The organism is Leptotrichia sp. SK-5 (assembly GCF_055387215.1).
Genome location: NZ_AP028931.1, coordinates 474,740 through 496,166, shown reverse-complemented (window position 1 = coordinate 496,166; position 21,427 = coordinate 474,740). Strand labels below are relative to the sequence as shown.

Sequence of the window (21,427 nt, the reverse complement as noted above, 5' to 3'; positions counted from 1 at the left end):
AACGTTATTTGTTTCCAGTTTATTATTAAGAAAAATTAGCGTTGTTAATTTATTTGTGATAAATGTTACAGTTGTTATTTTTGTGGTTATGTATTTAATTTTTAGAATTAATAAATCTGTTCGACAACCTTGAATAAAGAATAATATCAGGGCATAAAATAATACTGGTTGTGGAAGTGTTAAATAATGTTGAAGGAATAAAATAAGCTCATATTAGCCCATAACGAAAAAATTTTACATCAGGCAGGACATTCTTGTACAAAAACAAACGCTATGGCTTAATATCACGTAATATGAACTTTATCTTCATTCTTAATCAACTTCTCAAACTCTCCAGTTGTTCCAGTTCATTCTATTCTCTATTTAAAAAGGGAGAAAATAAACAAATTCTGAATATTTCTCCCTAATTTACTTTTATTATTAATTTTTAAAAACAAATTTCTTGATTAAAAATCACTTTTTAAAATTTCCCCTTTTCTCAAATCACTTCTCATTTTTTGAATAATATCATCCATTTCATCCAGTTTTTTCAAAATTTTCTTTTCTTCAGGGCTTGTTGTAATAATTTTACTGATTCCACCATTTTTTATTATAATTCGTTTATCTGCTATTAGTGCCAATGTTGGGTCGTGTGTTGCCATTAATACGATTTTGTCAGATGAAACAAGTAATTCCAAGGCTTTTTTCCTGTCAATTCCTGCATTTTCGATTTCGTCAATTAGGACAATTGGAGATGAACTTAAAATGGCTGTGTCGGCAATCATTAAAGCACGGGATTGTCCACCACTTAGGGCTGTGATTGCAGTAGTTAAGTCAAATTGCTCTCCAGCCAGATTGTTTGCGGCGGTAATGATTTTTTCCACAGTTTCGTCAATGTTTTCAATCATTCGGCTTTGAGCGTGCAGCTCTAGAAATTCCTTTACTGATAAATCCATAACGAAGTTCATGTTTTGTGATAATTGTGCGACTAATTTGTTGTTTGAGGAATAACGCCATTTTTTGTCTGGAAGTTCACCGTTTATAAGTATTTGACGCTGTGTTGGAGTGTCTTTCTGGGCAGTCCATTCGATGTCGGCAAGAAGTCTTGATTTTCCAGAACCTGTAGGCCCAACAATGGAAATAATTTCTGATTTATGAATATCAAGACGCTCAAATCCCTCTTTATTCCCAGATTTATCTTGCCCAGCGACAATTGTAAGCATATCAATCGAATTTTCCTCTTCCATTCCCAAAAAAAGTTTCATCTGCTCAATGTAGTCAACAAGACTTTCCTCAATTTTTTCCACATCCAGTGCAAAGTCCTCAATTTTATCTTCTGCAAAAGTTACGATGAACTCGTGAAATGTCTTATCCTGAAAAGTTTCCACAGGCAAGTTGTTTTCCGTAAAAAAGTTTTCTGCGAAGGGATATTTCTTGCTAAGTTCACTAATAGTCAATTTATTTATTAAATCGTTATTTTTCATATTTTTTCCTTTTTTATTATTTTTATCTATTTTTTTATTGCTGTAAATTCATTTTTCGGACATTACCCATCTGATATTTTTCACCGATTCTCTTCTCTCCTAAGCAGTAAGAGCAAAGTGCCGATGGCATTGGAAATCTAAGTTCCATTCCTTGAACGCTGTCTATTTCCAGTTCTTTTTCATAAAGAAGTGTACTTAATTCGTACGCTCCCTGTCCAGTAAGCCCATTAACGTGCATTGTTACAGCCTTTGGATTTACGGAGTTCACACGTGAGGCAAAAACTTCACGTTCAGCTTGTGAAACAATATCTCCTTTGGTAATAATCACAATATCAGCTGCTTTTAATAATGGTCCAATCTTTTTAGGCGTATTAATTCCTGATAAATTGTCAATTACACAGACTCCCTTGATGTCCTTGATATATGGCGAACATCTGTTGCAAAGTCCTGCCGATTCTGTAATTAATATTGAAAGTCCAAGACTATTTCCCCATTGCACAACTTCCTCGATATTTGATACGAAGAAATGGTCTGGGCATAAAGCTCCTGAAATTCCTTTTTTTACTGGGATTCCTGCTTTTGCGTATAATTTGTCATCATCTGTGTAAAGACAGTCGAATTTCACTACTCCAACTGACATTCCTTGTGATTTTAAGGCTTCTACTGTTTTTAGAATAACGCTTGTTTTTCCTGATGATGGTGGGCCTGAAAATATTATTAAATTCATAGTTATCTCTCCTTTTTTATTTTTTAAATTTTATTGTGCAAGGCTTTTTTGCACATCATTATTAAATTCATCTTCACATTCACGAATAATTTTTCCAATATCATGGCTATAGATGTAATCCCAGCCAATCCATTTAAAATTCTGATGTTCTTCTAAATGGTTATCCACATTTGGATTTGTTGACGGGAATTTTCCATTTGCAGAAAAAATTGTTCCAATTTCATTTGACATAAATAAGTCCATAAATGGCTTGATTTTATCTGCCTTAGATTTTTTTGTAATCATAAATATTGGGCTTAGCAAAGCTCCATCTTTTGGCCATACAGCCTCCAAATCCCCTGTTCCGTCAATCATCTGCGAAAAGAAGTATGGAATAATGCTGACAGCAGGGGCTTCTGGTGTTCGAGTTCTAGCTTTTACCATTTGAGCTGGATGCAAGCTCTTTTTGTATGAATGTGCCAATTTATGTATCCCATCCATTCCAAAATCTTTGTAAAGATTTGCAAGAAGGGCATTAAACAAGTCTAAATCAGCCATTGGCAATGCAACTGAATCTTCAAATTCTTCATTTAATAAGTCTGCCCAAGTTTCCGGTGCTTTTCGATTTCCTAAAGAAGTCTTGTTTACTAAAAATATTGCTGGCACGACTCCCATTATTGCGTAACGCTTTTTAGGATCCCGCAAGTCAATAGTTTCGTTGCAGAAATCTTTATTCATATTTTCAAGGTGTGTTTCAAAAATACCATTTTCCATGTACTGCCCCATCAAATTTTTATCAAAAAACAGCTCAAATCCAGCCGAAAGAAGCACATCCGAAACTTTATCAGGATTTCCTGTCTTAACTTTTTCTACAACCCAGTCAAGCCCTAAATTTGCTGATTTCAAGGTATATGAAATAGTATAATCATTTTTTTCATTCTGCTCATTTACCCAGTCTTTTATACCTTCCAAAAGTGGGATTCTGATAGGGCAAGGCAGTACTCCCTCGATTATTAAGTCACTATTTTCATCAGCTTTGCTTTCATCCAGTGAAACATCAATATCTGCATCTTTTTGCAAAAATGTTTCCAGCTTTTCAATAAACAGTTCCTGATTAAGTTTTTTTGACATAAGAGCCATTTTCAAAGTAATATTTTTCCCCATAACCTCAAGCATCTGTTTATTTTTTAACTGTTCAAATCCATTTGCAATAAAAAAATCCAAAGCTTCAGGATATTTATTTATAATTTCATAAAGTGTATCATCTAAACTAAACATATTAATTTTCTCCTTAAATTAAATAAAATTTAAAATATTAAAAAGAGTCTTATGTGAAAATTAAAATATTTTCTGACTCTTTTTAATAAGTTTTGTAAAATTGTCCAGTATAAAAAATTATAACATAAAATAACAAAGAAAAAGTGTAATGTTTGTTACATGAATTAAATAAATTTTATAAAAAAAGACTATCTCAAATTTATAAGACAGTCCTTTATTTTTAATCTATTATTGTTTTAATTAGAATCCTAAAATTTTTGCTACTCTTTCTTTTTCATTTTCCCATTCTTTTCCATAGTAAGCCTTCAAGTAAATTTCTCTTAATTCTTCCATTAGCGGATATCTTGGGTTAGCTGGAGTACATTGGTCATCGAAAGCATCTAGTGACATTTCGTCTACAGCTTCCAAGAAGTCTTTTTCAGGCACTCCCCATTCTTTAATACTTGCTGGAATTCCTATTTTTCTATTTAATTCATTAATTCCTTTAATTAAATTTTCTACTTTTTCTTCTTTAGTATTTCCGCCAAATCCTAGATAATCGTTCATTTCAGCGTATCTTTGCATTGCATCAGGATATCTATATTGAGGGAATAATCCCATCTTTGTTGGAGCCTCAGCTGCATTGAAACGGATAACTTCTTCAAGAAGCATAGCATTTGCGATACCGTGTGGCACGTGGAATTTTCCTCCAAGTTTGTGTGCAAGTGAGTGGTTTATTCCTAAGAATGCATTTGCGAAAGCCATTCCTGCAAGACATGAAGCATTTGCCATTTTTTCTTTTGCTTTAATTGCTTTTGAACCTAATTCTACTGATTCTGGTAAGTATTTGAATACAAGCCTAGCTGCTTCTTTTGAATAAGGTTTTGTGTATTCTGTTGCCATAACTGAAACATAAGCCTCAAGAGCATGTGTAAATACGTCAATTCCAGAAGCTACTGTAAGCCCTTTTGGCATTGTAAGCATAAGTTCAGGGTCATTAATTGCCACGTGTGGTGTCAATGCATAGTCTGCAAGAGGATATTTGATTCCAGTTTCATCATCTGTAATTACTGAGAATGGCGTTACTTCCGAACCAGTTCCAGCTGATGTTGCCACTGCAATAAATTTCGCTTTTTTACCCATTTCAGGAAATTCAACGATTCTCTTTCTAATATCCATAAATCTCATTGCCAAATCTCTAAATCGAAGTTCTGGATGTTCGTACAATACCCACATAATTTTAGCAGCATCCATTGCAGAACCTCCACCAAGAGCAATAACAACATCAGGATTGTATTCAAGCATTGCTTTTGCTCCAGCCTGAGCTGAACTTAATGTCGGATCCTCTTTTACTTCTGAGAATATTCTATAATCGATATGTATACTATCAAGTACTTTTGTAATATGTTCTGTATATCCTAATTCAGCCAATACTTTATCCGTTACGATAAATGCTTTTTTGTGACTTCCTTTCAATTCTTCTAAAGCTGTCGGAAGCGATCCGTATTTGAAATAAATTTTTTCAGGAACTTTGAACCATAACATATTTTCTCTTCTTTCTGCAATTGTTTTTACATTTAATAAATGTTTTACTCCTACGTTTTCTGACACAGAATTTCCTCCCCATGAACCACATCCAAGTGTTAATGATGGCTCTAATTTAAAGTTAAATACATCTCCGATTGCTCCAAGTGATGCTGGCATATTGATTAGTGTACGTCCTGTTTTCATCAATCTTCCAAATTTATCTATTTTTTCTTTTTCAGCTAAATTAATATATAATGAAGATGTATGTCCTAATCCTCCAAGTCTTACCAATTCATCAGCTTTTTTAAGTCCATCTTCAAAATCTTCTGCTTTATACATTGCAAGCACTGGAGATAATTTTTCGTGTGCAAAAGGTTCTTCTGTTGCAGTAGATTCTACTTCTCCAATTAAAACTTTTGAACTTTTTGGAATTTCAAATCCTGCCATACCTGCAATAACGTATGCACTTTTTCCAACTACATCAGCGTTCAAGTTTCCATTTATAAACAATATTTCTCTTACTTTGTTTAATTCTTCTTCATTAAGAATATAAGCTCCTCTGTTTAAAAACTCGCTTCTAACTTTATCATAAATTTCTTTATCTATAATTACAGACTGCTCTGTGGCACAAATTACCCCATTATCAAATGTTTTAGACATTAAAATATAGTTTGCAGTCATTTTTATATCTGCTGATTTGTCAATTACAACTGGTGTATTTCCAGCTCCAACTCCAATCGCAGGAGTTCCTGATGAATATGCAGATTTAACCATTCCTGGTCCACCTGTCGCAAGTATCAAGTCAGCACTTGCCATAAGTTCTCTTGATAATTCCACACTTGGTTCATCAATCCATCCAATTATATCCTTTGGTGCTCCATATTTTACTGCTGTTTCCAATGCAATTTTAGCTGTTTCAATTGTTGCCTGTTTTGCTCTTGGGTGTGGTGAAAATATGATTGCATTTCTTGTTTTTAATGATATTAATGTTTTGAACATTGCTGTTGAAGTCGGGTTTGTTGTTGGTACAATACCTGCGATAATTCCTATTGGAGTTGCAATTTTTTTAACTCCATAAGATCTGTCGTCTTCCAACACTCCACAAGTTTTTTCGTCTTTGTATTTATTGTAAATATATTCAGAAGCAAAGTGATTTTTTATAACTTTATCTTCCACAATTCCCATTCCAGTTTCTGCCACTGCCAAATTTGCCAGCGTAATTCTTTCATCATTCATTTTTTGAGCCACTTTTCTAAAAATCTTGTCGACTCTTTCCTGATCAAATGTCGCAAATTCTTCCTGAGCTTTTCTAACTCTTTGAATAAGTGCCTTCAAACTTTCCAAATCTTTAACTACTGCCATTTTTCCTCCTATAAATAAAGCATATATTTTGTTACATTCCTTATAAATTATATAATACTCTATTTTATCAAAAAACTCAAGTGTTTTTTTTCACTTTCTCATTATAATTTATATTTGTATAACAAAGTAAGGTAATTTTTGGTGAATAAAAACGATTAAATACATTTATGTATTTCTTTCGTCAAAACCTTTATAACAAATATATTTTATAAATTTTTTCTAAAGTGAGTGTTAGTGAGTTAGTTTTCATAGTAACCAAGGTTTATCAAAATAAATTAAAAGTCCTACAAGAATCAAATAATGATTTATAGGGGACTTGGTATGTTTAATTATACTTTCTTTTTTATATTTGTTAAGCAAAAAATAAAAAACAAAAAAGGAAGCAGAATCGGAAAAATCCTACTTCCACACACATTAATAACGTTGTTTTGTTTTTTGATTATGATTTTCATTATATCATAAATTATTTTAATTTCCATGCTGTTGGAGAAAATAATATTAACATTGGGAAAATTTCCAGCCTTCCTGCCAACATTCCAAAACTTAGGATTACTTTTGAAAAATTATTCAGTTCAGCAAAGCTAAATGCTGGACCTACTTTTCCTAGTCCTGGACCGATATTGTTGAATGTGGCTGCAACGGCACTGAATGCTGTCATAAAATCATCCACTGAACAGGAAATTATTAGTAAAATTCCTCCAAAAACAAGAGCATATACTAGAAAATATACTGCGATGCTTTTTTGCATTTTCACATTTACTGCCTTATCATCATATTTTACTGTAACTACACGATTTGGGCTTATCATTTGGACTATTTCTGCAAAGTAGATTTTTACCATTAACACTACTCTCGATATTTTCAGTCCCCCAGCGGTAGAGCCTGCACATGCACCAAAAAACATTAGTATCAACAAGATAACTTGTGAAAATAACGGCCATTTTCCGAAGTCGGCTGTGGAATATCCTGTCGTTGTAATAACCGAGGAAACAGAGAAGAATACATCTCTTATGCACTTCCAGATTGAGCCATATGTTTGATATATATTAAAAACTATTAATGCGATTGCTCCAAAAACTATTAACAAATAATATTTTAATTCTTCATTTTTAAATACATCTTTTACTTTTCCAATTAAAATAAAATAATAGATATTAAAGTTTACTCCAAAAACTAGCATTCCAATTCCTAAAACAATTTCAACATAAGGGTTGTTATATGGTAAGATACTCCCATTTCTTACCCCAAAACCACCTGTTCCAGCCGTACCAAATGCAAGAAGCGAAGATTCAAACAAGTCCAGCCCACCAAACATTAATAAAATTATTACAGCAATTGTCATTACAATATAAATTTTATAAAGCATTCTGGCTGTTGTTGATAATTTTGACACTAACTTTCCAAATGTCGGACCTGGAACTTCTGCCTTCATTACGTGAACTGAAGTGGCAGAACTGGGAAAAATTGCAAGTGCCAGAACTAGCACTCCCATTCCTCCGACAAAGTGAGTAAAACTTCGCCAAAATAAATTGGAATGGCTAATTTTACTAAGATCAGTTATTATACTTGAACCAGTCGTCGTAAAACCGCTCACAATTTCAAAAAAGGCATCTATAAACGACGGTATTTCTTTTGTGAATACAAACGGTAATGCTCCAAACATAGACATTAAAATCCACGAAAGTGAAACAATTATATAGCCTTCTCTTCCTTGAATCCGCTGATCTTTAGGAAGTTTTGCTGAAAGCAGAAAGCCAGTTGCCAGAAGAAGAAGTATTACAGAGCCGTAAGCAATTTTATATTTTGTGCTTTCATTGTACAAAAAACTTATAATTAGAGGTAAAACCATTAATCCAGCTTCAAGTATAAGTATTTTTCCGATTATGTAACCTATCATTTTTTTATTCATTTTTACTCCTTAAACTCGCTCAAGTATATCGTCAAAATCTTCTATTGAAGGAATTGTCGAAACTATCATCACGCTGTCATTACTTTTTATCATATCATTTCCACCTGGAAAAATCATTTTTCCATTTCTCAATATGCTTGCAACCAATGTTCCTTTTTTTATTTTCAAGTCTTTTAACGGAATATCAATAGCGGCACTATTTTCATTAATTTCAAAAGTAATAAGTTCAACTTTATTTTCAAGTCTGTATAATAAACTCATTGTAGAACTTCGCATATCGGTTCTTGATCTTACAACACTTATTATCATATCAGAAATAACTTTTTTAGGTACGACTGTTGAAGTCCCTGTGCTGCTTTCCAATATTGGAAGCAATAAAGTCCTGTTCATTTTTGTAATCAATTTGGCATCTGTTATAGAATTTACAAACATTGAAATAACGGCATTTTCCTCATCGCTGTCAGTAATAATTACAACAGCATCATAATTTTTTATACCTTCCTGAATCAAAAATTCCTGATCTGCTTCATCTCCCCGTATTACAATAGCTTTTGAATATGCTTCACTCAATTTTTCAGCACGTTCTCTGTCGTTTTCAATAACCTTAACTTTATTTTTATTTTCCAGCAGTTTTCTAACCAAATAGTGAGAAATTGTCCCGCCTCCAATAACTATTGTTGACTTTATTTTTAAATTGCTTTGTTCAATTTTATCATAAAATTTACGTACTGCCTCAATAGATCCAGCAATATAAATAATATCGCCTTCAAGAATTGTAAAATCTCCACTTGGTATAAATATTTCGTTACCTCTCTTAACAGTACAGATTATTATCTTGTCTTGTGAATCAAATTCCAGATATTTTAACTGCGTTCCGTTCAAAAAGCTATGTTTTTCGACTCTTATTGAAATAAAATTTGCTTTCTGTCCAAAAAAATTCTCCACACTTAATGCTACTGGAAACATCAGTTTATTGGCAATATTTTTTGCTGATTCAAATTCAGGGTTTAACATAAGTGAAATTCCCAAATTTTCTCTTACAAACTGCATATTTGAACTGTACTCAGGATTTCTTACCCTTGCTATCGTAAATTTTGCTCCTATTTTTTTTGCAATAATTGAGGAAATTATATTTAACTCATCGGACTCTGTCGCCGCAATAAAAATATCGGCACTGTCTGCACCAGCTTCTAACAACGTTTCGTATGAAGCTCCATTTCCAACCATTCCCGTTATATCATAATTTTCCATAAGTTTATTTAATACTTTTTCCTCTTTTTCAATTAAGATTACGTCGTTTCCCACCTCTGACAGTTCGCTGCAAAGTGATTCACCAACGACACCAGCTCCTGCTATAACTATTTTCATACTTTATACTCTCTCTTTTTTATTTTTTATTTTTCCAAATATTTTGCAATTTCCTTTGCGTAATATGTAATAATGGCATTTGCTCCAGCTCTTTTCATCGCATACATCTGTTCCATCACTATTTTCATTTCATCAATCCAGCCATTTTGAGCCGCCGCCTTTACCATCGAATACTCTCCAGAAACACTATAAGCCACAATCGGCACTTCAAAAGCATCATTTACTTTTTTTATTATATCAAGATATGCCATTGCTGGCTTTACGATTATAATGTCTGCTCCCTGTCGCAAGTCTTCACTGACTTCATCTATTGAATCCTTTGAATACTGAAAGTTCATTTGATAAGACTTTCTATCCCCAAACTGAGGCGCTGAATCTGCAGCATCTCTAAAAGGTCCATAAAATGCTGATGAATACTTTACTGAATATGCCATTATCGGAATATTTTCAAAATTATTTTTAGCCAGAACTTCAGCAATTTTTTCCACACGTCCGTCCATCATATCTGAAGGAGCCATAATATCTGCTCCCGCTTTTGCATACGAAAGTGCTATTTTTCCGATAACTTCCAAAGTTTCATCATTTTTTACGTAGCCATTTTCATCAAGTATTCCACAATGTCCGTGACTCGTGTACTCACAGCAGCAAATATCACAGATTACAAGAAAATTATCATGATTTTCCTTTATAAATCTGACTGCATTCTGAACAATTCCATTTTCATTATATGCTTCTGTAGCGCAAGCATCCTTGTTTTTAGGAATTCCAAATAGCAAAATCGAATTTATCCCCAATTTTACCAGCTCATCGAGTTCTTCCGAAAGCCTGTCAATAGAATATCTAAAGATTCCTGGCATTGAAGGAATTTCACTTTTGATATTTTCTCCTTCCTCAATAAAAATTGGATAAATCAAGTCCTCCTTTGCAACATACACATCTTTTACAAGATTTCTTATTACTTCATTTTTTCGTAACTTTCTATGTCTTTTAAACATTTTTGCTTCACCTTTTTTCATTTTATTATTTCTAAAATTTAAAATATTTATTTTTCTATTTTATCAAGAACTTTTTGAATCTCACTTTTCATGGCACGTGAACGCTTGCAGTTTTTCCCGCTTGTAGAAATTGCAATTTGAAACTCACTATTTTTCACAATTCCTCCAAACATTGCATTCATCTTGATTTTTGAAGATACGTTGTTAATAAGCATTCCATTGGAATCACAAACATTTGCTATATTTTCATTTAATTCCTCATTGTCTGTAGCTGCGATTACCAAAAAATATCCTTTTACAAGCTTTTCAATCTTGGCTTTATCATTTTCAATTTTTTGATTATTTTCAATCTTAATATTTTCCAGCTTCAACAATTTCTCTTCCACAACATTTTCAGTCACGACTGTAATATCCGCTCCATATTCTAAAATTTTCTCAATTTTCTTAGCGGCAACTTTTCCTCCTCCAATTACTAGAACTTTCTTATTTTCCAAATTTATAAACAATGGAAACCACATTTTAATACTCCTTTCACTTTTTATTTTCTGACAATAGAATACCACATAATAAATATAAAAACAAGGTATTTACAGAATAATATTTTTTTCATTATAAAGTATCAAAATAACGTGATTTTTTTCAACAAAAATGATAAAATATAAAAAATCTAAAAACAAAAATGGAGAAAACTTATGAAATACATAAAAAATTTTTTTGAACAATTTATTATTTTAATCCAATTTATGACTCGTATTCCTATTCCGATAAAAGTAGATTATAGCGAAAAAAAGCTAGGAAAGTCCATCAAATTTTTCCCTCTAGTTGGATTAATTATTGGATTAATTTTATATTGTACAAACTTTTTAATTGCAACGTATTTAAAAAACATTCTTTACAGCAAAACAATAATCGCTGTAATTTTAATAATTGTGGAAATTATGACTGTTGGAATAATTCATATTGATGGGCTTGGCGATACTTTTGACGGTCTTTTCAGTTATGCTAAGAAAGAAAGAATGCTAGAAATTATGAAAGATTCAAGAATTGGAACAAATGGAGCTGTAGTTTTAATTTTATATTTCATTACAAAAATAGCCCTTATCTCTGAAATTATAGCAATAAATCCTAAATATTTAATAATTTTTCCAATAATTGCAAGGTTGTCAACCTCTACAAACGCTGGACTTACAGATTACGCCAGAAAATCTGGAATGAGCAACGCCATAATTTCTGAAAATGGAATTTTTGAAGTAATTTTTTCACTTGTTTTAACCAATATCCTAGTATTTTTTATAATTGGCTCGAAAGGTACTGTTACTGTATTTGTTGCACTTTTATTTATAATTCTGTTTATGCTGAATGTACGCAAAAAAATTGGAGGGATAACTGGTGATACAATGGGAGCTTCTCTTGAGCTGACTTCGATTTTAGTTTTATTTTTAGGAATTATTTTACGATAAATAAAATAGGATAAGTAAGAATAGTAAAAAAGAAAGGAAAAGCGAAATGACAGAAATTTTATTTATAAGGCACGGGGAAACAGACTGTAACAAAAAACATTTATATTATGGGCATTTGAACCCTAGTTTGAATCAAACAGGAATAAACCAGTTAAAAAATACGAAAAAGAAACTTGAAAAAATGAAGGAAAAAATTGACATAATATTTTCAAGCGACTTAAAACGATGCCGAGAAAGTCTAGAACTTTTAGAAATTGACAAAGATATAAAACAGCATTTTTCTGAAAACCTAAGAGAAATGAATTTTGGAATACTTGAAGGAAAAACTTACAAAGAGATTGAAGAACAGTTTCCACATTATGTCAATGAAATGAAAAATAACTGGAGAAATTTTAAGGCAGAAGGTGGAGAAAGCCTTTCTGATTTGCAAAAACGAAGTGTAGCAAAAATTAATAAAATAAAGAATGAATATAAAAATAAAAAAATACTTGTTGTCGCTCATGCTGGTGTAATTCAATCCTTAATCAGTTATTATTTATTCAATAATCTTGACGGCTATTGGCAATTCAAGCTGGATAACGGAAGCATTACAAAGATGACTGTTATGAATGATGAATTTGTTTATTTTAATTATATTAATAAATAAAATATTAATTTTTCATATTTTTATTTTTAATATTCATCTTAATTTATTAAAAAATAATTTTAATCAATTAAATTTATGTTATAATATATTAACTCCGAATGTTAAAAGGTGAATAAAGATGAGAGTAAAAGAAACTATCAAAATTCTTTTACTAATTTTACTGGAAGTATTGAGATATTTAATTAAAAAATTTCTGTAAAAGGAAAAGAGAGTGTTGCACCACTCTCTTTTTTTATCTCCAAATGTTAGTTAGTTTTATGGAATAATCATTTCACATAAGTTATTTTAAATCAACTAAATTTTTTTATTAAAAAGTATGTTTAAATCCTATTGTTCCTCTAAATCCAGAACGTCTTGAATTACCAAACGACTGTTCGTATCTTGTGTCGATGTATAAATTGCTTTTTTGTCCTAATGGTGCTTGTGCTCCTAACCCTATTTCTCCCCAAGTTGTACCAAGTTTTTCGGTTACTTTGTCAGAACCTATGTTTGTATATTTATTTTCATATTTTGTAAAATCATGCCAAATATTTGCTACAACATAATATGTATTTGTTCGCCCCTCATCTGAATTTCCATTATAAGAAAGTTTGATTCCTGTTCTTCCACGTAATCCATTTCTATTATCCTGACTGACTTTTCTCAATCCATCATTAAATGACTTTGTGTTCAAATATTGATATATTAACTGTGCTTGTGGTTCAATTACCCATGTCCCAGCTTTTCCAATTCCAAATGATTTTCCAGCTTCTCCTGAAAATAACAATCCGTATCCTCTTTGTTTTACATTAAAGTCATCTCTTGATTTATATTTATTTTGTAAATATGAAATTTGTCCCACTAAATCATAATATGAGCCATTTTCTGTATATTTTGTTTTTGTAATACCTAATGAAATACTTTCCGCTTTTCCTTTACCTGTATATCTATCATCAGAAATTCTTCCATTTTCAGCACGGTATCTGTCAAAAAAATCTGCACTTGTCCTATTATATGAAATATAACCACCTAATAAATGGTTATTCCCATTTCTATCCTTATTTATTTTAAAGTCATGCCCTAGCTGCACTCCATAAAGATTACTTTCGTATTCAAATCTTCCCTTACCTTTTTCGCTCATGCCACTACCGTAAATTCTTGTCCATAACTGTCCTTTATCAGCTGACATCTTTTCTAAATCTAATATTTTATTTTCTCCTCTTCTTTCATATAAAGTTCCAACAGAAGAATAACCCATTTCCATATTTACTTTTGGCATTAACACATAGGCCGACACTGGCTGTGCCATAATATAGATTGGACGACTCGAACCTGAACTACCAGTACCAGCTCCACCAATCACTCCAGCAGTGGCTCCAGAACTTCCAAGAGGTGCAATAGTCCAGTAGTATTCCCAAATACCATTAACTTGTCTACTCGCAAGTTGAGCCTCCGCAGCTCCAGCTGTTCTCGCTGTTCCAGTAAATGTAGTTGGTGTAGAATTTCCAGCTACTTTTACAACTGGTACACTGTTTATACGTTGTGATAATTGTTGTACATTTCCTGGAATGTAATTATCAAATTGATTTTCTTCTGGAGTGTCATCAATATAAACTGGTACTACCTTTGTTGTCCCTGTAGCATTTCCCGTAATGTAAACTAAATCTGATTCTGAATTTGTTCCATTTTCATCTCCTGGAGCATTCCAAATAGTATTCATTTCAATTGTACCGTTATTTCCGTGATAATTTCCTTCTATAGTAAGTCTATCTCTGTTGGAATCATTTTTTAATTGAATAAGCCCGCTGTTATTTAGAGTTCCATCATTATTAATTCCATCGGATGTTAATTTTATATAATAAATTGAAGTTACTCCATCACTTTCTGTAACATTATTTTCATCAAATGATATAAAGGAATTACTACCTATATTTAATGAGTTAAGTGTTGCTCTTTGTTCAGAAATTGAATTATTTTTACTTAATCCCCAATATGCTCCACCTATTAAATTTACATTTAAAACAGATTTTCCATGTTTTGTCATTAAACCTAATATTTGCGTTCCTCCATCACCTTCAGTACCATCATCTATTCCATTAACTGTTAATTCTGAATAAACTCCATTTGTTTCATCAGCTTCAACTTCAACTACCCAACCACTATTATTTGAATGAATTTGTGATTTAGAACCATTACTACCAATTAAATTAAGTTCTGCATTTTTTATGCTCTTTCCATTTTTTGCTTCAACTTTCACAGTAGATTCTGTCGAATTTCTTGGTGCCCATATAAACACATCTTTTAAAGTTACTTTTTGATTTATAGCACTAGAACTTACACCAGTAATTGGATCTGTTACTGTATACAAAATTGCTTCTTTTGACGGAAGAATAGATATTTCAACAGAATCTCCGCCTATACCCGTAGCTGTTGCCTCAAATTCTGTATTTGAATTTGTGACTGTTATTGCAGTTCTAGGTGTAAACAAAGGCGCTTGCGTTGTCGCATCAATATCTCCATATCCTTTCAAAGTAAATTTTTTACCCTCACTAATTCTAAATGCTCCATGTGAATTGTATGAATTAGAAAAATTTAAAATTTCTCCATCTCCTGTACCTGAATTTACAATGTATTCTCCATTTGCATTTGGAGTTATTGGCATTGCCGTTCCCAGTCCGCCTGTCATTAAAAATGTTATTAGCAGCATTTTTGTGTATTTGTATTTTTTCTTTAAAATTCTTTTTAAAAATCTTTCCGTTTCTTTAAATAGCATGCTCTCTCCTTGTTCAATTTTTAAATATTAACTATATGTATAAAATTCGTAATATTTTAACATTTTTTATTTTTTCTGTCAATTTTTATTTTAATAATATATTAAAAATCAAAATTAAACTAAACAAGGATAAAATCACTTTCTAAAACTTTAAACTTCATTTTATATGTTACTATGGGAAAAATTATAGTTGAAAAATAATCTAAAAATAGTGTATAATTTATAAAAAGAACGAAATAGGAGGCGTTATGGTTGCAACAATACAAGTTAATAAGCAAAGCATAAAGCAGTTACTAGAAAGTGGTAAAGATCAGACGTTTTTAATACCTGAATATCAAAGACCATATTCTTGGACTGAAAATGAAACTAAAACGTTATTTTATGATTTATTAGAATTTACGGAAAATGAAGCTAAGAGAGCTAATGAAATAGAAGGTACATATTTTTTGGGAAGTATTGTTTCCTATGAAAATGAAGATGGTGAACAGGAAATTATCGACGGACAGCAAAGAATAACTTCCTTATTTTTACTTTTACGGGCAATTTATACAAAATTAACTTCTTATGAAAACAAAACTATAGAACAGGAAAATTTTATAAGACAAATTGAGCCAGCGTTGTGGAAGCAGGCAAAACTTACTGGAGAAGTTGATTATACTAGTGTTTTGATTACTTCCAGAGTTATTGACAATGAAGGAAATAAAATTTTACAAAATATTTTGGAAAGCGGGATTGCTGATCCTAAAGCAACTGATAATTATTCCAAAAACTACATTTTATTTCAGAAACTATTTGAAAAGCTTTGTGAACTCAGTCCAACATTAATGCTGGAATTTATTTATTACACGCTAAACAGAGCTGTTGTTTTCCCAATAAAAACAGATTCGCAAGATGACGCTTTAAGCGTATTTTCTACTTTAAATGATAGAGGATTGCCTCTTTCTGAAGCAGATATTTTTAAGGCAAAAATGTATAATCGAATCAAAAAAGAATATAAAAAATTGTTTATTAAACAATGGAAAAATTTAAGCGAACGGGCAATTTATGCTAAAGAAAATGTAAAACAATTGTTTTATTATTATATGTTTTATTTAAGAGCTTCTGAAAAGGATGTCGCAACAACTACACTTGGACTTAGACGTTTTTATTCAAAAGGCGGATTTACACGGCTTTATAAATCAAACTTATTGAAACATTTGGATCAAATTTTGGATTTATGGGTAGTTATGAACAGACGTGAATCAATTGATGAAAAACCTTGGACAGAAAATATACAAATTATAAAGATTTTGGATACTTTATCTGCTTATCCAAATGAATCTTGGAAATATCCTGTTGTTGTCTACTATCTAGCTCACGGAGATAAAGAAAACTTCGAAACATATTTCTTGAAATTTTTACGAAAACTGTTTTTAGAATTGACTGCAAATTACCTTGTAACACCTAGCGTTTCAGCTGTAAAATCTGATATTTTAAAATTAAATGTAGATATAATCGACAATGTTTCTCCAAAGATTGCATTCAAAAATATTCCAATTTCTGTACTTCAAGAAAAAGTAAAAACACCAAACAAAAATCTTGTACGTATGATTTTGAAAATGGTTGTGTATAACAATCAGGATGAATTACTGCCTGAAAAATGGGAAGTTGAGTATATTTTACCACAAAAATGGAGCAACCGTTTTTCAGAAAGCATTGAAAATAAGCAAGTTAAAGAATATATAAACTACATAGGGAACAAGATTCCTTTCGAGAAAAAATTATCAATTAAAGCTTCTGAAAACTTTTTTGACAAGAAAAAAGCAAGTTATGAAAAATCTAAAATTAAATATGTACGTGAACTAATCCCAGCAGACAAGACTGACTGGACTTTTGAAGACATTAATATGAGAAACAAAAAAGTAGCAGAAGAACTTGTTAAATTGTTTATTACTTGGAATGGGGAATATGAATTTTAAATTTAATAATTTTTTAGGATAAGGGTGTTAAAATGCCCTTATTTTTTTGATAAAATTATTTTAAAGTCTGTTTTATTTTATTTAATTTGATTATATTCTTGTAATTTAAAATAAAAAGGTGTATAATAATTTATAAAAATATTTAAGGAGTCGGCTATGTTACAAAATTTTTATGGCGTTATTCAAGTAAAACATTACCAGAATGGACGGTTGAGACTTCAAACAGATGCGTTAAAAGAGAATGAGGCGTTAGAACAGGAATTTTTAAATAATATGCGTCAATTATCGGGAATATATTCAGTAAGCGTTAATTCCATTCTTGGAAGCATCTTAATTTATTTTGATGAAAAAATCATTGAGAGTTCGTTTTTGTATTTAATCGTTCTAAAATTGCTCCATCTGGAAGAGGAAGCCTTAAAAAATAAACCCGGAAAAGTAAAAGAATTGTTAAAACAGGCATTTGAATCTATTGATATGGCTATTTACAATAAAAGTAGAGGTTATCTGGACTTAAAGACATTAGTTGCAGGAATTTTTGCTTTTTATGGAATTAAAAAATTAAGACAAATTCCAAAATTGCCTACAGGTGCCACTCTATTATGGTGGGCTTTTATTTTTTTATCAGAAGGGAAAAGAAAATAATGTTGGAAAATTTATTTAAGACTACATATCTGATGTTTAACCAGATAAAGGTTGTACACAGTATTCCTGGCAGATTAAGGCTTTCTGTCCCGAATTTGTCAAAGATTCCAGAAGAATTAAAAAAATATGATTATCGGGTTACAGAACTTATTTTATCAAAAAAAGGCATAAAAAGTATTGAGTATTCGTATGTGACAAATAAAATTCTGCTTTACTATGATGTAAAATTAATTTCAGAAAAACAAATACTGGACTGGCTGAACAAAGTATGGAAAACTATGATTAATCATTCTGAATTATATGAAAATAAATCCTTAAAGGAAATAGAAGATAATTTGGATACTTTTTATAACATAATTAAAGAACTTTAATTATTGCCAAAATGAAAAAAGAAAGGGATTTTTATGTTAAATAAAGATTATTTGCTGGACTGCAAGATTTTACACGAAATTCGTGGAAGAATCAGAATAAAATCAAGAGCTTTAAAATATCTTGGAATTCATAAGGAAGAGATAACAAAGCAGCTAATGCAGGTTCATTATATCCAAAGTGTCGAAATTTCAAGTATTACAGGAACTATTCTTGTTTATTTTGACAATTTCTCATTAACTGGTGAAAACCTGATATCCTTACTTCAAAATACATTAAATACATATCTGGTAGATATATATAAAAATGAAAAAAAACAAGTATCAAACAAATATGTAATTGAAAGACGTCTGCAGGAAGAATCTCCACAGGAAATTCTTAAAAACATTGGTGCTGCTGTACTTTTACTGCTACTGCCAAATCCAAAGACAAAATTAACAGGAATCAGGAGGCTATTTAACTACAAAACTTTATCAACAGTTTCTTTAGCCCTGCCTGTTTTAAAAAATGGAATTTATTCTCTTATTCAAAATAAGCGTCCCAACGCAGATACTCTAAGTTCTACAGCTATTGTCAGCAGCATTATTTTAGGAAGTGAACGAACAGCTTTGACAATTATGATTTTAGAAAAATTTGCAGAGCTTCTGACTGTTTATACAATGAAAAAGACACGTGGCGTAATTAAAGACATGTTAAGTGTTGGAGAAAACTATGTCTGGAAGCAGTCTGATGATGGAAATACGGCCAAAAAAGTTCCAATTGAAGAAATTAGCAAGGGAGATTTTATACTTGTTCAAACTGGGGAAAAAATAAGTGTGGATGGAACGATTGAAAAAGGTGAGGCGATAATTGATCAATCGGCAATTACTGGGGAATATATGCCTGTTACGAAAAAGGCTGGAGAAGAAGTTTTTGCAGGAACGCTTTTAAAAAGTGGAAATATTACTGTAAAAGCTGAGAAGGTTGGAGATGACAGGACAGCTTCCAGAATTATAAAATTAGTGGAAGATGCCGCTTTTAACAAGGCTGATATTCAATCTTACGCCGATACATTTTCTGCACAGTTAATCCCGCTTAACTTTCTGCTCGCCGGAATTGTCTATGTTTCAACGAAAAACTTGCAAAAAGCTCTTAGTATGCTTGTAATTGACTATTCATGCGGAATAAGGCTGTCAACAGCAACAGCATTTTCAGCTTCAATTAATACAGCAGCTAAAAATGGAATTTTGATTAAAGGAAGCAACTATCTAGAAGAACTTTCAAAATCTGACACAGTAATATTTGACAAAACAGGTACAATTACCGAAGGAAAGCCTAAAATTCAAACGCTAAAGACTTTTGGAAAAAATATGAAAGATAACAGAATGCTTGCACTGGCTGCAGCAGCTGAAGAAACTTCATCACATCCTTTAGCAAGTGCAATTTTGAATGAAATTAAAAATAGAGGATTAAAAATTCCAAAACATAAAGAATCCGTTATTAAAGTTGCAAGAGGGATAGAAACTTTTGTAAATAAGGATATTATCCGTGTAGGAAGCCTGAAATACATGGAAGAGAATGATATTTCACTAGAAGTGGCAAGTGATATAGTGAAGGGAATGCAAAACCGTGGAGAAATTGTAATTTATGTGGCTAAAAATAATGATTTAATCGGTGTTATCGGTGTTTCGGATCCGCCTAGGGAAAATATAAAAAAGGCAATGAATCGGCTAAGAAATCAAGGAATAGATGATATTGTACTCTTAACGGGAGATTTGAGACAGCAGGCTGAAACTATCGCTTCAAGAATGTCAATGGATAGATACGAGTCTGAACTGTTGCCTGAGGACAAGGCTAAAGATATTTTAAAATTCCGTTCAATTGGTTCAAAAGTTATTATGATAGGTGACGGAATAAACGACGCTCCTGCCCTTTCCTACGCAAATGTAGGAATAGCTCTAGGAAGTTCACGTACCGACATTGCGATGGAAGCTGCTGATGTTACAATAACTTCAGACGACCCATTACTAATACCAGGTGTAATTGGTTTAGCAAAAAACACTGTAAAAATAATAAAACAGAATTTTGCAATGGCAATTGGAATAAACAGTTTTGCCCTTGTATTAGGTGCAACAGGACTTCTGCCTGCAATATACAGTTCAATTTTGCATAACTCTATCACAATTTTAGTAGTTGGAAATTCATTGCGGCTATTAAAATACGATGTTAATAAATAAAAATTTTTGTGTTTTTGAAGGAGTTTGAATAAGATATGAAAAAACTAACCTTAATAATACTGCATAAATTACCGAATCGTGTCAGATTCAAAATTTCACACGATATTGCCAATACAAAAAAATTTTTTGAAACAGTAAAAGTTGAAACTAAAAATACAGCTTTACGGTATAATCAGACTATAAATACTTTGCTCGTTACATTTGAGCCTGAAGAAATTTCAATAGATGAAGTAATTTACCGAACTGCGACTGCCTTATCAGTTGAACATGGCATGACTTCAGTAAAACTTGTTGAAGATTTTGAAGAAAAATCAATAGATTTACTGTCTGTTTATTCTGGAGCCGCAATATTACTTTCGTTTCTGTATGGGCTTGGCAAAAGTAAAGTCGAAAAATTACAAATTGGCATAAATAACTTTACAGCAGGGCTGACAACCGCAGCAATTATCGAGCATGCTTACAGGGAAACACAGCGTAAAGGTTTTTTTGACATTGAAATATTGCCTGCATTATATTTGCTCAAATCGTATCTGGCAAACAGATCGGTTACAGCGATAGCACTTATGTGGTTTACAACTTTTGGACGGCATCTTGTATTAAATAACTTTTCCAACAAGGAAGTAAGAATTTATCGTTTAAAAGCTGATAATGGAAAATCTCATTATGTTGTAGATGTAAGAAATGATAATTCTATTGAAAATCTGAGTGATTTGATAGATCACATATTTTTCAATAACAGGGCAGGCAATGAGCCAGATGACAAATACATTGCTTTGCAATAAAAATTAATAAATGAT

Annotated in this window: 16 protein-coding genes; 7 read left to right on the top strand and 9 right to left on the bottom strand. The window is 31.6% G+C overall.

Annotated features, from left to right (window positions below; translation table 11 throughout):
• Positions 1 to 446: 446 nt before the first annotated feature.
• From ACZ5B9_RS02570 to ACZ5B9_RS02535, 8 genes are all read right to left on the bottom strand, one after another.
• Positions 447 to 1,463 (bottom strand): ATP-binding cassette domain-containing protein, encoded by a 1,017-nt coding sequence (locus ACZ5B9_RS02570; protein WP_464423231.1) that lies wholly within the window; start codon positions 1,461 to 1,463, stop codon positions 447 to 449.
• A 34-nt stretch (positions 1,464 to 1,497) separates the two neighbouring features.
• A complete protein-coding gene (locus ACZ5B9_RS02565) occupies positions 1,498 to 2,190 on the bottom strand; it encodes a GTP-binding protein (RefSeq protein WP_006805894.1) in 693 nt (230 codons plus the stop codon).
• Positions 2,191 to 2,220: 30 nt separating this feature from the next.
• Positions 2,221 to 3,447 carry an ABC transporter substrate-binding protein gene (locus tag ACZ5B9_RS02560; RefSeq protein ID WP_464423230.1) on the bottom strand — a complete coding sequence of 409 codons (1,227 nt, stop codon included), beginning with the start codon at positions 3,445 to 3,447 and terminating at the stop codon, positions 2,221 to 2,223.
• 240 nt (positions 3,448 to 3,687) lie between these two features.
• Positions 3,688 to 6,315 carry a bifunctional acetaldehyde-CoA/alcohol dehydrogenase gene (gene adhE, locus ACZ5B9_RS02555; protein ID WP_314292236.1) on the bottom strand — a complete coding sequence of 876 codons (2,628 nt, stop codon included), beginning with the start codon at positions 6,313 to 6,315 and terminating at the stop codon, positions 3,688 to 3,690.
• Between the two features lie 463 nt (positions 6,316 to 6,778).
• Positions 6,779 to 8,224, bottom strand: coding sequence for a TrkH family potassium uptake protein (locus ACZ5B9_RS02550; protein WP_464423229.1), 1,446 nt, complete (start codon positions 8,222 to 8,224; stop codon positions 6,779 to 6,781).
• 9 nt (positions 8,225 to 8,233) lie between these two features.
• Positions 8,234 to 9,592 (bottom strand): Trk system potassium transporter TrkA, encoded by a 1,359-nt coding sequence (gene trkA / locus ACZ5B9_RS02545; RefSeq protein ID WP_071123757.1) that lies wholly within the window; start codon positions 9,590 to 9,592, stop codon positions 8,234 to 8,236.
• Between the two features lie 26 nt (positions 9,593 to 9,618).
• Positions 9,619 to 10,587, bottom strand: coding sequence for a porphobilinogen synthase (gene hemB, locus ACZ5B9_RS02540; protein ID WP_464423228.1), 969 nt, complete (start codon positions 10,585 to 10,587; stop codon positions 9,619 to 9,621).
• 47 nt (positions 10,588 to 10,634) lie between these two features.
• Positions 10,635 to 11,105 carry a precorrin-2 dehydrogenase/sirohydrochlorin ferrochelatase family protein gene (locus ACZ5B9_RS02535; protein WP_464423227.1) on the bottom strand — a complete coding sequence of 157 codons (471 nt, stop codon included), beginning with the start codon at positions 11,103 to 11,105 and terminating at the stop codon, positions 10,635 to 10,637.
• 174 nt (positions 11,106 to 11,279) lie between these two features.
• On the opposite strand from ACZ5B9_RS02535, the gene cobS reads away from it, so the two are divergent.
• The gene (cobS, locus tag ACZ5B9_RS02530) at positions 11,280 to 12,047 is read left to right on the top strand and encodes an adenosylcobinamide-GDP ribazoletransferase (protein WP_464423226.1); all 768 of its coding nucleotides are present in this window, start codon (positions 11,280 to 11,282) and stop codon (positions 12,045 to 12,047) included.
• Positions 12,048 to 12,093: 46 nt separating this feature from the next.
• Entirely contained in the window at positions 12,094 to 12,693 is a 600-nt protein-coding gene (locus tag ACZ5B9_RS02525; RefSeq protein ID WP_464423225.1) for a histidine phosphatase family protein, read from the top strand.
• 307 nt (positions 12,694 to 13,000) lie between these two features.
• Here the strand turns inward: ACZ5B9_RS02525 and ACZ5B9_RS02520 are convergent, their stop codons facing one another.
• A complete protein-coding gene (locus tag ACZ5B9_RS02520; protein ID WP_464423224.1) occupies positions 13,001 to 15,445 on the bottom strand; it encodes an autotransporter family protein in 2,445 nt (814 codons plus the stop codon).
• Positions 15,446 to 15,693: 248 nt separating this feature from the next.
• Here ACZ5B9_RS02520 and ACZ5B9_RS02515 point away from each other — a divergent pair, with 248 nt between their 5' ends.
• From ACZ5B9_RS02515 to ACZ5B9_RS02495, 5 genes are all read left to right on the top strand, one after another.
• Complete coding sequence (locus tag ACZ5B9_RS02515) at positions 15,694 to 17,403, top strand: DUF262 domain-containing protein (protein ID WP_464423223.1); 1,710 nt, start codon at positions 15,694 to 15,696, stop codon at positions 17,401 to 17,403.
• 156 nt (positions 17,404 to 17,559) lie between these two features.
• Positions 17,560 to 18,045 (top strand): HMA2 domain-containing protein, encoded by a 486-nt coding sequence (locus ACZ5B9_RS02510; RefSeq protein ID WP_464423222.1) that lies wholly within the window; start codon positions 17,560 to 17,562, stop codon positions 18,043 to 18,045.
• On the top strand, positions 18,045 to 18,416 hold the full coding sequence (locus tag ACZ5B9_RS02505) for an HMA2 domain-containing protein (RefSeq protein WP_464423221.1): 372 nt from the start codon (positions 18,045 to 18,047) through the stop codon (positions 18,414 to 18,416). The genes ACZ5B9_RS02510 and ACZ5B9_RS02505 overlap by 1 nt, the downstream gene beginning before the upstream one ends.
• A 33-nt stretch (positions 18,417 to 18,449) precedes the next feature.
• Positions 18,450 to 20,630, top strand: coding sequence for a heavy metal translocating P-type ATPase (locus ACZ5B9_RS02500; RefSeq protein ID WP_464423220.1), 2,181 nt, complete (start codon positions 18,450 to 18,452; stop codon positions 20,628 to 20,630).
• Positions 20,631 to 20,665: 35 nt separating this feature from the next.
• Complete coding sequence (locus ACZ5B9_RS02495) at positions 20,666 to 21,412, top strand: hypothetical protein (RefSeq protein ID WP_314114367.1); 747 nt, start codon at positions 20,666 to 20,668, stop codon at positions 21,410 to 21,412.
• Positions 21,413 to 21,427 lie beyond the last annotated feature (15 nt).